The following is a 13,683-nucleotide window of genomic DNA, read 5'->3' as shown; positions in this document are numbered from 1 at the left end:
CCGTGGCGTCGGCCCGCTCGACCGGGCCGAGCTGGTCGCGGCCCAGCCGCGTCGCGAGCGCGGCGGCCGTCCCCATGACCACGGCGGCGAGCGCGAGCGCCGCGGCGTCCTTGCCCCGTCCCGCGGGCAGGACGAGCCCGAGGAGCAGGCCGACGCCGCCGCCGACGCCCGCGGCCGCCGCGCCCAGCGTGGGCGTCAGCGAGTTCGCGGTGAGCAGCAGGGGACCGTCGACGACGCGCGGCAGCGACGCGGACAGCGCCGAGAGCAGGAAGCGGTTGATCGACAGGTTCACCAGCGCGAGGACGTACACCGCCGGGGAGACGCCGTCGGTCGCCATGCGCACCGCGATCGTCACCGTGAGGACGACGCGCACGACGTTGCCGTAGAGCAGCACCTGCCGGCGGCGCCACCGGTCGAGCAGCACGCCCGCCCACGGACCGACGATCGTGAACGGCAGCAGGAGCACGGCGAAGGCCGCCGCGACGCCCGTCGCCGTGCTCGCGTTCTCGGGGGAGAAGAAGAACAGCGTCGCCAGACCGACCTGGAACATGCCGTCGGCGGTCTGGCTGACGAGGCGCACGGCGAACAGCCTGCGGAAGCCCTCGAGCGGCCACAGCGCCCGGAGGTCGGCGATCACCTGCACGCCGCCATCCTCGCACCCGCTCCGGACAACCGGCCCGGAGCGGGTCGCTCGTGCGTGCGCCGTCGCCCGCCAGGAGCACCGCACGACCCCGTCGACGTGCGTGCACCGAGGTGACATCCACCACACGCGCCACCGGAACGCATGAACTTCAGGCCGCGGAAGATGAACGCTCGGTGAACTGGGACCATTTCCGGCCCGAGCACCCCTCGCGACCCTGCACGCTCTACACCGTGGACGGGACCCTCATCCTCGCGCTCGTCGTCGCGGCAGCCCTCGCGTTCGACTTCACCAACGGCTTCCACGACACCGGCAACGCGATGGCGGCGTCCATCGCGACCGGGGCGCTCAAGCCCCGCGTCGCCGTGCTGCTGTCGGCCGCGCTCAACATGGTCGGCGCGTTCCTCTCGCTCGCGGTCGCCGCGACCATCGCCAAGGGCATCGTCGACCAGGGCGTCGTGACGCTCCCGCTGGTCGTCGGCGCGCTCGCGGGCGCGATCGTGTGGAACGTCGTCACCTGGTACCTCGGGCTGCCGTCGTCGTCGTCGCACGCGCTCGTCGGTGCGCTCGTCGGCGCCACGCTCGCCGCGGTCGGCACGGGCGGCGTCGTGTGGTCGGGCCTCGTCCAGAAGGTCGTCGTCCCCGCGCTCCTCGCGCCGGTCATCGCCGGCACCGTCGCCGCCCTGTCGACCGCGCTCGTCTACCGCATCACGCGCCGCGTCCCCGTCGACGCGCGCGACAAGCAGCTCCGCTGGGGTCAGATGGCGTCGGCGTCGATGGTGTCGCTCGCGCACGGCACCAACGACGCGCAGAAGAGCATGGGCATCATCCTGCTCGCGCTCGTCGCCGGGGGAGCGGTGCCCGCCGGGTCCGACGTGCCGACGTGGGTCGTCGTGTCGTGCGCGCTCGCGATGGCCGCCGGCACCGCGCTCGGCGGGTGGCGCGTCATCCGCACGCTCGGCAAGGGCCTCACCGACATCCAGGTGCCGCAGGGCATGGCGTCCGACACGTCGTCCGCGTCCGTCATCCTCGTGTCCAGCGCCTTCGGGTTCCCGCTGTCGACGACGCAGGTCGCGACCGGCTCGATCCTGGGGTCGGGCGTCGGGCGCCGCGAGAAGGTCCGCTGGGCCGTCGCCGGCCGCATGGGCGTCGCCTGGCTCGTCACGCTGCCCGCGGCCGCCGCGTTCGGCGCGCTGGCCGTCGGCCTCGAGCACGTCGTCGGCGGCGACGCCGGCATCCCCGTCGTCCTCGGCGTCGTCGCGGCCGTCTGCGCGGTCATCTGGTGGCTGTCGCGCCGCGCGGCTGTCGACGCGCACAACGTCACCGCCGACTGGGACGGCGGCACGCCGGCACCCGCGACCGCCGGTGCGCGTGACGCCGCGGGTGCCGTCGCCGCGTCCGGCGCGACCGCGACCGCCCGGTCCGCGAGCGACGACGTCGTCCCACCCGCCCCGACGCCCGTCGCCGTCTGAGCGCCCAGGAGCACCCCGTGATCGTCACCGTCCTCACCGTCCTCGGCCTCAGCCTCGTCTTCGGCGTCGGCATCCCGGCCCTCGTCTCCGTCGCGGCCCGCGTCGCTGCGCCCGCCGTCATCGGCCCCGACGGCGCAGCCGTCCCCGTCGGCGGCAACCGCACCGCGCGCCTCGGCGTCGCCGTCGCGGTGCTCGTCCTCGTCGCCGCCGTCGTCGCGTTCGCCGTCTGGCTCGTCGCGACCGGCGGCACGAAGTAGCGCCACGGCGCGACCCGGCGGCCGCGTCGCGCGCGGACCGACGCTGCGGCGTCTCATCCCAACCGCCCAGCGTGCCGATCCGTTCTAGTGCACGCAGGTGCCCGGGACGATCGAGGAGGCGCGCGTGGCGCGGTGGGAACCGCTGCTCGACGAGCTGGTCCGTGAACGACGACGCGCGCTCCTCGCGCGGGCCGTGATGCTGACCGGAAGCCAGGCCGACGCCGAAGACCTCCTGCAGGACGCGCTCGTGGCGACGTTCGGCAGCCGCGCGCGGTTCAGCAGCGTCGCCGCGGCCGAGCAGTACGTGCGCCGCGCGATCGTGACGCGCTCGATCGATGCCGCCCGGTCCCGCGCGAGCGAGCGTCGGGCTGTGGACCGGCTCGGCGGGATGGCGTCCGCGACCGTCGAGCTGCCGCTCGTGGGCCTCGAGCGCGACCTCGTCGCCGCCCTGCAGAGTCTCACCGCACGGGAGCGGGCGTGCGTCGTGCTGCGCCACGTCGAGGACCTGTCCGTGGCCGAGACCGCCGCGACGCTCGGGCTCAGCGCCGGCGCCGTCAAGCGCTACACCGCGGACGGGATCGCCCGGCTCAACGCCGTGCTCGGCACCACCGGGCCGCAGGCCGACGACCGCGAGCCGGTGGCCGTGGTCGGCGCCCCGAAGGGAGAGGCGCGTGCGTGACCTCGGAGAGCTCCTCAGCAGCGCGGAGGGACACCTGGCCCGCGCGACCGGCACGGCGGCCACGGCAGGCGACGGGGTGCCGCCGCGCACGCGGTCGCTGATCCGACGGCGACGCGCCACGCGCCACACGTTCCAGTCCGTCGCGGGCGTCCTCGTCGTCGGGGCGGTCGCCTCGGGCGCCTGGCTCGGCCTGCGCGGCCCGGACGCACCGCCGCCCGCAACCGTGCCGTCGGCCACGCCGTCGTCCTCACCGTCGTCCTCGCGCTCGTCGACGCCTTCTGGCACCCCGACCCAGGACGTCGCCCCCGTCGTCCTCGACGAGCTCCCCGGACTCCCTCCGACGCAGCCCCTGCCCGCCGGACTCCTCGAACGGACCACGCCCGGCTGGGTCCTCACCGTCTACCGGTCCCAGCCGTACCCGGGGTTCGACGAGGAGCCCGTCGTCGTGCGCCACACCGTCGTCCTGGTGTCACCGGCAGGCGAGCGGTACCGGGTCGTCGACCTGCCGCCCACGTCGTCCGTCCAGGTCGTCGACTGGGTCGCGGGCCAGACCACCGCGCTGGTCCACGTCGTGGCCTCGGACGGCGAGCCGAGCGGAGCCGCGCGCGGACGGGCCGTGCTCGACCTGCGCACCGGCACGGTCACCCCGGCCGGGGCGGGCGTCGGCGCGGCGGACGACACCTACCTCGGGCGCAGCGCCGACGGTGCGGAGATCTGGACGAGCTCCGCGGGGCTCGCGAACGACGTCCACCGGGTCGACGACGGCAGCGCCCGACGCATCGGGGTCGTCGGCCAGTGGCCCTCCCTCGACCCGACGGGCCGGTGGCTCGTCGCGACGGCCCCGGGCACCGGGTCGAGCGCCGGGTCGTTCACCCTGCTCGACCTCGGCGGCGACGGTGGCGGCGCACGGGAGACCGGCCTGGCGGGTCTCGGGTGCGACGTCGTCGGGTGGCTCGACGCCGCGGACGTCCTGCTCGTGTGCTCGGACTCCACGACCGACGAGCTCCCGACGTCCGAGTCCGCGCATCCCGCCCTGTGGCGCTGGGACGTCGTGGCCGGCGGCACGCCGGAGCACCTGACCGACCTGCGCACCGGTGACCCGTACCCGTGGCCGGGTGGCTCCTGGGTCCGGCCGGGCGCCCTCGCGCTCGGGGCCGGTGAGGTCGGGACCGACGGCTGCGGCGTCGGCGCCTACACGTGGGACGGCTCGTTCACGCTGATCCAGGCGCCGACCGACCGGCTCGAGAACACGTTCCTCACGCGGTCCCAGGGCGGCGACACGTACGTCGAGTCGAGCCCCGGCTGCTCGGGAGACGCCGCACCCGCCGAGGTGACCCTTCACCGGGCGGACGGGACGTCGAGCGTGCTCGCACCGGTCCCCCCGACGACGACCGACGTGACGCAGTGGGCATCGGGCGTGGTGACGTGGGCGGTCGCGCGGTGAGGCCGTGCGGGTGAACGCGCGCACCGGCCCCTAACCCCGGTCGACGTCCCGTCGTTCTCCTGGTGTGAGCGTGACGGACCGGCCCGGTCGTCCGGGAGACCGCGACGGACGACGCCACCGTCGTGCGGCGGCTCACCGCACCGCGCACCGGGGAGACGTGGCACGCCCCCGAGCCGGCGCCCGACGCCCCCGCGTTCCTCACCGTCCCGCAGGACACCGAGTCGCTCGTGCCCGTGCGCGTCGGCGCACGCGGGGACGCGACCGTCTACGCCGTCTTCCAGAACGGCTTCTTCTGGGACAGCCGGGTCGTCGGCCTGTTCGAGGTCGACGCTGCCGGTGTGCGCTGCATCGCGTGCCCAGCCCGCGCGCCGACGACCCGTGCGTCGAGCCCCCGAGCTCCGAGTGGCGCGCCCTCGCCCCGGGCGTCGTGGTCGACCGCGACACCTTCTACGACACGCTCGGCGTGCCGTCCGCCGTGGAACTCGGCGGCGGCTATGTCGTCCGCACCACCGCGACGACCTCCGACCTCCGCTCGCAGGGCTCGGAGAACGAGCCCGGCCGCCTGCTGCTCGGCAACGCCTGGCTGCTGCACGACTCGTCGGGGCAGCCCGCCGCCCGCACCTCGACGAGCGCCGTGGCACGGTTCGGTCCGGCCGGGCTGGTCGAGGTGCGCTCGAAGGCGCACGTGGCCGGCCTCGTGCCGATGTTCCACGCGTGGCAGACGCCGCTGGGCACCACGATCCGGCTCCTGGGCGGCGACGTGCCGGGCGCCGACTTCAACGCGATCGCCTGGACTTCAACGCGATCGCCGGGGACGACGGCGTCGACCGCGACCTCGGCGACGAGCAGACGTGGAACGGCGTGGCGCAGGTCGCGTCCCCCGGCGGGCAGTCGTGCATACCGTCGATGCTGTCCGTGGACACCGCGTTCGACCCGGCGGCCTGGCGTGCGGCGGGTCGCACCGCGGAGGGGCTGCGCGTGCTCGTGCCTGTCGCCGGGGGGAACGAGCGGTCCCGGGCGGTCCGGGCGTGGCACGAGGCGGAGCCGTGGATGTGGGACGGCGTCACCGATGAGGACGTCACGGGGGCCGTGGTCTCGCGGAGACGGGTCGGGACCGACCAGGCGTTCCTCGCCGCGAACGCGCTGTTCGCGGTCGAGCACCCGGACGGGGAGCGGCCGCTCGGCATGATCCCCAGCGCGGCCTCCCAGGTGTTCGCCGATCGCTCGCGTGGAAGGTGCGTCGCGCCAGATGCGACAGACCTTCCACACGCGGGTCTGGCGTGGGGGGTCATGGCGTCAGGGTGCAGTCGCGGGCGCAGCGGCGGGGTCGGCCCTGCCAGCCGCGGGCCGTGAGGGCGGCCGCGACCTGAGCCGCCGTCCGGCACGGATGCGCGACGACGTGACGCCAGCGGTACCGCAGCGTCAGCTCCGAGCGCTCCACGGCGACGGCGTTGTCGCGCCACACGTCGTCGTCGGTGCGCCCGTGCGGGTGCGCGAGCTGACCGTCGAGCTCGACGCGCACCCCGAGCCCCACGTGCACCCGGTCCGCCCGGATCCATCGGCGGCCCACCCGCTGCCGCTGCTGCGCCGCCGCGGGCGGCAGGCCGTGCGCCCGCTCGACGTCCCGGAGGTAGCGGTGCTCGAGCGGTGACTCGACGCCCTGGTCGACCAGCCCGTCCGTGCCGAGCATCCCGACGAGCAGCCCACGGTGCCGCAGCGCCCGACGGTCCTCCGCGTGCAGCAGCACGACGCCCGGCCGCACACCGGCGCGGACCACCTCGCACACCAGACCCACCACGTCGTCGGCGGTCGGGAGCGCGTCGACGAGGTCGAGCACCGTGACCTCCGCACCGACGGCCCGCAACCGGCCCGACGCGAACGGCATGCTCCGCCGTCGGTGCACGACCAGACCCGGCTGTGCCGTCACCCGCCGGCCGGCCGGGACGCTCACGTGGACCGTGCGACCCGGCTCCGGCAGGATCCCGTGCGCGAAAGCGGCCGACCGGTGCGACAGCGCCGCACCGGCCCCCGCGTAGACCAGGGCCGCACGAGCCTGCTGCCGCCACGTGAGAGGCCCGGGATGGACGACGAGGACCCCGGGGAACGCGCGGGTCCACTCGCCGGAGGCGACCCGGCGGCTCATCACCGAGCGACTCACTCCCCAGCGGGCCAGGTCCGCGGCCGTCGCGACCAGGTCGTCCCGCGCGAGAGTCGCGTGCGCGGCCGCGGCGGCGTCGCGAGGGAGCCGGACGGGTGCTCCCGATCGAGCCGGCGCCGGGCGCGCCGGCCGGCCGGGGCGTGGAGGGGTTCGCGGGGCGCCGGTGACCATGCCGTCAGCATGGCGAGACGCCCGCGACGACGTCGGCCCCCCTGTGGACGAAGCCCCCTGCCCGTCCCGATGTACGTCCCAGCCGCCGACGCCGCGCATCCGTGGTGTGGAAGCTTCGCCGCTCCTGGCGCAACACCCCTTCCCACCGAACGGATCGCGCCGGCTCCGATGCTGTGCGGTGGGTGGTGTGGAAGGTTCGTTGCGTCTGGCGCGACGTACGTTCCACGCCAGATGGATCGTGGGCGTAGCGCGAGGGGCCGGACGCTGATGCGTCCGGCCCCTCAACCTTCGTTGCGCTCCAGGTCAGCGCTCGACCTCGCCGCGGATGAAGGACTCCAGCTGGGCGCGGCCCTGCGTGTCCTCCATCTGCACGGGCGGCGACTTCATGAAGTACGTCGACGCGGACAGGATCGGACCGCCGACGCCGCGGTCCTTGGCGATCTTCGCGGCGCGCAGGGCGTCGATGATGATGCCGGCCGAGTTCGGGGAGTCCCAGACCTCGAGCTTGTACTCAAGGTTCAGGGGCACCTCGCCGAACGCGCGACCCTCGAGGCGGACGTAGGCCCACTTGCGGTCGTCGAGCCACGCGACGTAGTCCGACGGGCCGATGTGGACGTTGCGGTCCTCCTTCTTGCCACCGAGCGGGCCGGTGAGGTTGGAGGTGACGGCCTGCGTCTTCGAGACCTTCTTGGACTCCAGGCGCTCGCGCTCGAGCATGTTCTTGAAGTCCATGTTGCCGCCGACGTTCAGCTGGTACGTGCGGTCCAGCACGACGCCGCGGTCCTCGAAGAGCTTCGCGAGGACGCGGTGCGTGATGGTCGCGCCGACCTGCGACTTGATGTCGTCGCCGACGATCGGGACACCGGCGGCCTCGAACTTCGCGGCCCACTCGGGGTCGGACGCGATGAAGACGGGGAGGGCGTTGACGAACGCGACGCCCGCGTCGATCGCGGCCTGCGCGTAGAACTTCGCGGCGGCCTCCGACCCGACGGGCAGGTAGCAGATGAGGACGTCGACGCGGGCCTCGCGCAGGGCGGCGACGATGTCGACCGGCTCCGCGTCCGACTCCTCGATCGTCTGGGAGTAGTACTTGCCCAGGCCGTCGAGCGTGTGACCGCGCTGGACGGTCACGCCGGTCGGCGGGACGTCGGCGATCTTGATGGTGTTGTTCTCGGAGGCGACGATCGCCTCGGACAGGTCGAAGCCGACCTTCTTCGCGTCGACGTCGAAGGCCGCGACGAACTCGATGTCACGCACGTGGTAGTCACCGAACTGCACGTGCATGAGACCCGGCACGGTGCCGTTCGGGTCGGCGTCGGCGTAGTAGTGCACGCCCTGGACCAGCGACGCGGCGCAGTTGCCGACGCCGACGATGGCGACGCGGATGGAGGTCATCCTCGCTCCTTCTCGGTGGTGTTCGCCGTGTCGACGGAGTCGGACGGCACAGCGGTGGTGTCGGCTCCGGCCGGGCGGCCGGTGCCTGCGGTACGCGCGCGACGGTGGCCGCGCTCGTTGTCGATGAGCCCGTCGAGCCAGCGGACCTCTCGCTCGACCTGTTCGAGGCCGTGCCGCTGGAGCTCGAGCGTGTACTCGTCCATGCGCTCGCGGGTGCGGGCGAAGGACTGGCGGATCGTCTCGAGTCGTTCGGTCAGGCGGGTGCGCCTGCCCTCGAGGATCCGGAGCCTGGTCTCGGCGTCGGTCTGCCCGAAGAAGGCGAACCGGACGTCGAAGTTCTCGTCCTCCCAGGCGGACGGCCCGGACGACGCGAGCACCTGCTGGAGGTGCTCCTTGCCGTCGGCCGTGAGCTGGTAGACGATCCGCGCGCGCTTGCTGCCGACGCCGTGAGCGGCGCCGGGGGCCGACTCGGTGCCGACGATCCAGCCGCGGTCGACGAGCGACTTGAGGCAGGGGTACAGCGACCCGTAGGACAGCGCGCGGAACGACCCGAGCACGAGGTTGAGCCGCTTGCGCAGCTCGTACCCGTGCATGGGGGACTCGTGGAGGAGCCCGAGGATGGCGGGCTCGAGCACGTCGGAACGACCACGCACGGCGCTACCTCCTCAGGGCTTGGTACGGTCCGGGGCGCGGGGAGCGCACCGGGGCGAACAGGACGACGTCCGGACCGCTTCGTCGGGGCGGGTGTCCGTCGATGTATCAACTCGATACATCCGGAGAGTATGTCGACGCGATGCCTCCGGACAAGTCGTGCGCGCCACGGCGCCGCTCGAGGCGCGTCGGGACGCCTTCGGTGGCGCGTCAGGACGCGGCGTCACCTGCGACGTCGTGACCCAGGCCACACAGGAAGAGGCCGACGCGGGGGAGCGCGGGGCACCCCGTGCCGATCGTGTGAAGGGTCCGCCGGGAGGGCCCTCCCCTCCCTGGGCGGACACAGCGCGTGCCCCCATACTGGGCTCCGCGGTAGACGTGCGTCCGGATCCGGCCGACCCCCTGGCCTTCCGGGACGACGTCCCGCGGACCAGTCGTCGTCAGGAAGGCACCGCCTTGGCAGGCACGAACCGGCGCGCCGCGCCCGCACGGTCGCGGCGCGGTACGCGCACCCGTCCGGCGTCCAGCGCCACCACCGCCTCCACGGGCGCCGCAGGCGTCGCACCGCGCAAGCGGAAGTTCTTCGACTACCCGCGCTCGGGCTACACCGGCCTGCACCGCTGGCTGCCGTCGTGGCGCTTCGTGCTCGGGTCGTTCGTGACCCTCGTCTTCCTCATGCTCGGCGGCGCGGTCGCGGCGTACAACAGCGTGACGATCCCGGACCCCAACGCCGACACCGCGGCCCAGACCACGACCGTCTACTTCGCCCCCGAGAGCGCCGACCAGCCGCACGGCGAGGTCATGGGCACGTTCGCGGTGCAGAAGCGCACGATCGTCGGGCTCGCGACCCTTCCCGAGTACGTCGGCAAGGCCGTCATCGCCGCGGAGGACAAGACGTTCGAGACGAACTCCGGCGTCGACCCCGTCGGCATGGCGCGCGCGTTCCTCAACAACGTGCGCGGCGGCAAGACGCAGGGTGGCTCGACGCTGACGCAGCAGTACGTCGAGCGCTACTACTTCTCGACGACGACCGACTACGTCGGCAAGGCCCGTGAGGCCCTGCTCGCGTTCAAGCTCGCGCGGACCGAGGACAAGAGCAAGATCCTCGAGCGCTACCTCAACACGATCTACTTCGGCCGTGACTCGTACGGCATCGAGGCGGCCGCGCAGTCGTACTTCGGCAAGAGCGCGAAGGACCTGAGCGTCTCCGAGGCGGCCGTGCTCGCCGGGATCATCCCGTCGCCGAACAACTGGGACCCGGCGGTCAGCCCCGAGAAGGCCGAGGCCCGCTGGAACTACGTGCTCGACAACATGGTCGAGATCGGTGCGCTGCCCGCGGCCGAGCGCGCGACGCTCGTGTTCCCGTCGGCCACGCTGATCCCCGAGCAGCCGTCGCAGTCGAAGATGGGCCCCAACGGCCTGCTCCTGCAGATGGTGAAGAAGGAGCTCGGCGGTGCGCCGCTGAAGATGTCCGAGGACGACATCAACCGCGCCGGCATGAGCGTCGTGACGACGATCCGCAAGCCGCTGCAGGACATGGCGGTCGCGACGGCCGACGGCTTCCGGGCGGGCACGCTCGAGGGCCAGGACGGCGCGGTGCCGGGCGAGCGGACGAAGTACTCGATCACGTCGATCGACCCGCAGACCGGCGGGATCGTCGCGCTGTACGGCGGCCCGAACAACGAGACCGACCAGCGCAACCACGCGACGTTCGAGAACGTCCAGGGCGGCTCGACGTTCAAGCCGTTCGCCCTCGTCGCCGGGCTCGAGAACGGCATCCCGCTGAAGAAGACGTACAACGGCCGTTCGGGGCAGAAGTTCCCCGAGTGGGACGGCGGCAACACCCCGGTCCGCAACTTCGACGGCGACAACTTCGGCAACATCGACCTGGTGAAGGCGACGGAGGCGTCGGTCAACACCGTCTACGCGCAGCTCAACATCGAGGTCGGGCCCGACAAGACGGCGGACGTGGCCGCCCGGGCGGGTGTGCCCGGGGTCAGCCCGCAGAACGTCTCGAACGTGCTCGGCACCGACGCGATCCACCCGATCGACCTGGCGCACGCGTACGCGACGTTCGCGAACCAGGGCGTGAAGTTCCCCGTCCACGTGGTCGCGGTCGTCACGAACCCGGACGGCAGCACCGCGTACACGTCGCCGAGCGAGGGTGAGCGTGTCTTCCAGGCCGACGTCATGGCGGACACGAGCTTCGCGATGCAGCAGGTCGTGCAGAGCGGCTCGGGCAAGACGTGGATCAAGCCGCTCGGGCGCCCGATCGCCGGCAAGACCGGGACGACGAACGACAACAAGGCGGCGTGGTTCGCCGGCTTCACGCCGAACGTGGCGACGGTCGTGTCGATGTCGCAGAAGGCACCGGACGGCACGTCGGACGAGTCGATCTCGCCGATCGGCAGCATCAAGTACGTGACCGGCTCCACCTGGCCGGCGTTCATCTGGCAGTCCTACATGAAGCAGGCGTTCACGCTGCCGCAGTACGCCGAGGTCCTGCAGTTCCCGCCGCGCGCGAACGTCGGCGGCAAGGCCACCGCGACGCCGATCCCGACGGAGACGGCCACGGAGGCGCCCGCGACCGAGGCCCCGCCGGAGCCGACCGTCGTCGACGTGCCGAACGTCGAGGGCAAGCTCGAGGCGGACGCCACGGCGACGCTCGACGCGCTCGGCCTGGTCGTCGTCGTGCAGAAGGAGTCGTCCGACACCGTGACGACGGGCCGGGTCATCCGGGCCGACCCGCGCGGCGGGCAGGCTCCGGCCGGCAGCACCGTGACCATCGTCGTCTCGACGGGTCCGAAGCCGCAGGCGACCCAGCCGCCGCCGACCCAGCAGCCCACGCCGCAGCCCACGCAGCCCGCCAACGCGGGCGGCAACAACGGCGGCGGTGGAGGCAACGGCGGCTGACGCCGCCGACCGCACGTCCGGGCCTGCCGGCCCGTCGTCGACCCGCGATTTCGGCGGTCGGCGGCGGGCCGGTAGGCTTAGCCCTTGCTGTGCCTGTGCCCGGCGGCCGCCGATCGGCCCGTCGAGCACGCGCAGCGACGCACAGAACCCTCCTGTCACGGAACGACCGTGACCGCCGAGACCAGAGGAGGTGGGTATGAGCCTGCGTCAGTACGAGATCATGATCATCCTCGACCCCGAGATCGAGGAGCGCACCGTCGCCCCGTCGCTCGACAAGTACCTGTCGGTCGTCAAGACCGACGGTGGCACCGTCGACAAGGTGGACATCTGGGGCCGTCGTCGCCTCGCGTACGACATCAAGAAGAAGTCCGAGGGCATCTACGCCGTCGTCGACTTCACCGCGGAGCCCGCGACCGCCAAGGAGCTCGACCGTCAGCTCGGCCTCAACGAGGTCGTCCTGCGGACGAAGGTGCTGCGCGCCGACGCGTGAGTGTCGGTCGCCGCGCGTACCGTGCGGAACCGACGTGCGGTCCCCAGGACCGTTTCCGACTGATCGAACGAGCGAGGAGCTGGCATGGCTGGTGAGACCACCATCACGGTGATCGGGAACCTCACGGGGGACCCCGAGCTCCGCTTCACCCCGTCGGGTGCGGCGGTGGCGAACTTCACCGTCGCGTCGACGCCGCGCACGTTCGACCGCCAGAGCAACGAGTGGAAGGACGGCGACACGCTGTTCCTCCGCTGCTCGATCTGGCGGGAGGCGGCCGAGTCGGTCGCCGAGTCGCTCACCAAGGGCACCCGCGTCATCGTCACCGGCCGGCTCGTGCAGCGCTCCTACGAGACCCGTGAGGGCGAGAAGCGCACCGTGTACGAGCTGCAGGTCGACGAGGTCGGCCCCTCGCTCCGCTACGCCACGGCCAAGGTCACCCGGACCCAGCGTTCGGGTGGCGGCGGCTTCAGCGGTGGCGGCGGCGGTGGCGGCGGCTACTCCGGTGGCGGCGGTGGTTTCGGCGGCGGTGGCGGCGGCGGCCAGCAGGACGACCCGTGGGCGACGCCCGCGGGTGGTTCCGGTGGCGGCGGCTACTCCGACGAGCCCCCGTTCTGACCGGCGGGTCCCCAACCCCCCAGACATCCCATCCCCGGGTCCGGCAAAGCCCGGGGCTCCGAACGAAGGAGCACCACGATGGCCAAGGCCGTTGTTCGCAAGCCCAAGAAGAAGCAGAACCCCCTCAAGGCCGCCAAGATCGAGACGGTCGACTACAAGGACACCGCCCTGCTGCGGAAGTTCATCTCCGACCGCGGGAAGATCCGCGCGCGTCGCGTGACGGGCGTGTCCGTGCAGGAGCAGCGCGCGATCGCGCGTGCCGTCAAGAACGCCCGCGAGATGGCCCTGCTGCCGTACTCGTCGTCGGCCCGCTGAGAAAGGAGACCTGACATGGCGAAGATCATCCTGACCCACGAGGTCACCGGTCTCGGTGCCCCCGGCGACGTCGTCGAGGTGAAGGACGGGTACGCCCGCAACTACCTCATCCCGCGCAACCTGGCCACGCCGTGGACCAAGGGTGCCGAGAAGGACGTCACCGCGATCCGCAAGGCCCGCAAGGCCCGTGAGATCGCGACGCTCGACGACGCGAAGGCCGTCCGCGACTCGCTCGAGTCGAAGGCCGTCGTCATCACCGCCAAGGCGGGCGACTCGGGTCGCCTGTTCGGTGCCGTCACGACCGCCGAGATCGCGGACGCGGTCAAGGCGTCGGGCGCCCCGGCGATCGACAAGCGCAAGGTCGAGATCGGCCAGCCGATCAAGGCGACCGGTGAGTACAAGGTGTCCGTCCGCCTGCACGCGGACGTCGCCGCCAAGGTGACCGTCAAGGTCGTCGCCGGCTGACACCCGCTCCCGGGGGGC

12 protein-coding genes and 1 pseudogene are annotated in these 13,683 nt (G+C 72.9%); 9 read left to right on the top strand and 4 right to left on the bottom strand.

Translation table 11 applies throughout. The features are described 5' to 3' along the window. Window positions 1-643: pseudogene (locus tag CTKZ_RS12885) on the bottom strand (MFS transporter); the annotation flags it as partial. A gap of 230 nt (window positions 644-873) precedes the next feature. Here CTKZ_RS12885 and CTKZ_RS12880 point away from each other — a divergent pair. The 4 genes from CTKZ_RS12880 (at window position 874) to CTKZ_RS12865 (ending at window position 4,492) form a co-directional block, all read left to right on the top strand. Continuing rightward, window positions 874-2,112, top strand: a complete 1,239-nt coding sequence (locus tag CTKZ_RS12880) for an inorganic phosphate transporter (RefSeq protein ID WP_124343327.1) — start codon at window positions 874-876, stop codon at window positions 2,110-2,112. 17 nt (window positions 2,113-2,129) lie between these two features. Continuing rightward, window positions 2,130-2,369 carry a hypothetical protein gene (locus CTKZ_RS12875; protein WP_124343326.1) on the top strand — a complete coding sequence of 80 codons (240 nt, stop codon included), beginning with the start codon at window positions 2,130-2,132 and terminating at the stop codon, window positions 2,367-2,369. 124 nt (window positions 2,370-2,493) lie between these two features. After that, the gene (locus CTKZ_RS12870; RefSeq protein ID WP_124343325.1) at window positions 2,494-3,048 is read left to right on the top strand and encodes a sigma-70 family RNA polymerase sigma factor; all 555 of its coding nucleotides are present in this window, start codon (window positions 2,494-2,496) and stop codon (window positions 3,046-3,048) included. Continuing rightward, window positions 3,041-4,492, top strand: coding sequence for a hypothetical protein (locus CTKZ_RS12865; protein ID WP_124343324.1), 1,452 nt, complete (start codon window positions 3,041-3,043; stop codon window positions 4,490-4,492). Before CTKZ_RS12870 ends, CTKZ_RS12865 begins: the two co-directional genes overlap by 8 nt. Window positions 4,493-5,780: 1,288 nt before the next feature. On the opposite strand, the gene CTKZ_RS12860 is transcribed toward CTKZ_RS12865, so the two are convergent. From CTKZ_RS12860 to CTKZ_RS12850, 3 genes are all read right to left on the bottom strand, one after another. Then, complete coding sequence (locus CTKZ_RS12860) at window positions 5,781-6,635, bottom strand: hypothetical protein (protein ID WP_200829737.1); 855 nt, start codon at window positions 6,633-6,635, stop codon at window positions 5,781-5,783. 489 nt (window positions 6,636-7,124) lie between these two features. Next, window positions 7,125-8,216, bottom strand: coding sequence for an inositol-3-phosphate synthase (locus tag CTKZ_RS12855; protein ID WP_124343323.1), 1,092 nt, complete (start codon window positions 8,214-8,216; stop codon window positions 7,125-7,127). Continuing rightward, complete coding sequence (locus CTKZ_RS12850; RefSeq protein ID WP_124343322.1) at window positions 8,213-8,869, bottom strand: PadR family transcriptional regulator; 657 nt, start codon at window positions 8,867-8,869, stop codon at window positions 8,213-8,215. Before CTKZ_RS12850 ends, CTKZ_RS12855 begins: the two co-directional genes overlap by 4 nt. 454 nt (window positions 8,870-9,323) lie before the next feature. Here CTKZ_RS12850 and CTKZ_RS12845 point away from each other — a divergent pair, with 454 nt between their 5' ends. The 5 genes from CTKZ_RS12845 to rplI all read left to right on the top strand — a co-directional run bounded on the left by CTKZ_RS12845 (window position 9,324) and on the right by rplI (window position 13,665). Further along, window positions 9,324-11,780, top strand: a complete 2,457-nt coding sequence (locus tag CTKZ_RS12845; RefSeq protein WP_124343321.1) for a transglycosylase domain-containing protein — start codon at window positions 9,324-9,326, stop codon at window positions 11,778-11,780. A gap of 196 nt (window positions 11,781-11,976) precedes the next feature. Next, window positions 11,977-12,270 (top strand): 30S ribosomal protein S6, encoded by a 294-nt coding sequence (gene rpsF / locus CTKZ_RS12840; RefSeq protein ID WP_013772912.1) that lies wholly within the window; start codon window positions 11,977-11,979, stop codon window positions 12,268-12,270. 84 nt (window positions 12,271-12,354) lie between these two features. Beyond that, a complete protein-coding gene (locus CTKZ_RS12835; RefSeq protein WP_124343320.1) occupies window positions 12,355-12,885 on the top strand; it encodes a single-stranded DNA-binding protein in 531 nt (176 codons plus the stop codon). Between the two features lie 78 nt (window positions 12,886-12,963). Further along, complete coding sequence (gene rpsR, locus CTKZ_RS12830) at window positions 12,964-13,200, top strand: 30S ribosomal protein S18 (RefSeq protein WP_124343319.1); 237 nt, start codon at window positions 12,964-12,966, stop codon at window positions 13,198-13,200. Between the two features lie 15 nt (window positions 13,201-13,215). Beyond that, the gene (gene rplI / locus CTKZ_RS12825; protein WP_124343318.1) at window positions 13,216-13,665 is read left to right on the top strand and encodes a 50S ribosomal protein L9; all 450 of its coding nucleotides are present in this window, start codon (window positions 13,216-13,218) and stop codon (window positions 13,663-13,665) included. The last annotated feature ends 18 nt before the right edge of the window (window positions 13,666-13,683 follow it).

The organism is Cellulomonas algicola (assembly GCF_003851725.1).
GTDB lineage: Bacteria > Actinomycetota > Actinomycetes > Actinomycetales > Cellulomonadaceae > Cellulomonas > Cellulomonas algicola.
Note: the sequence above shows the minus strand (reverse complement) of the source record. Positions and strands in the feature narration are given on the sequence as shown.

What these genes read in the sequence shown, in the direction of transcription:
- rpsR (WP_124343319.1), top strand. Translation starts at nt 12,964, where the DNA reads ATGGCCAAGGCCGTTGTTCGCAAGCCCAAGAAGAAGCAGAACCCCCTC.
- CTKZ_RS12860 (WP_200829737.1), bottom strand. Translation starts at nt 6,635, where the DNA reads ATGAGCCGCCGGGTCGCCTCCGGCGAGTGGACCCGCGCGTTCCCCGGG.
- rplI (WP_124343318.1), top strand. Translation starts at nt 13,216, where the DNA reads ATGGCGAAGATCATCCTGACCCACGAGGTCACCGGTCTCGGTGCCCCC.
- rpsF (WP_013772912.1), top strand. Translation starts at nt 11,977, where the DNA reads ATGAGCCTGCGTCAGTACGAGATCATGATCATCCTCGACCCCGAGATC.
- CTKZ_RS12835 (WP_124343320.1), top strand. Translation starts at nt 12,355, where the DNA reads ATGGCTGGTGAGACCACCATCACGGTGATCGGGAACCTCACGGGGGAC.
- CTKZ_RS12855 (WP_124343323.1), bottom strand. Translation starts at nt 8,216, where the DNA reads ATGACCTCCATCCGCGTCGCCATCGTCGGCGTCGGCAACTGCGCCGCG.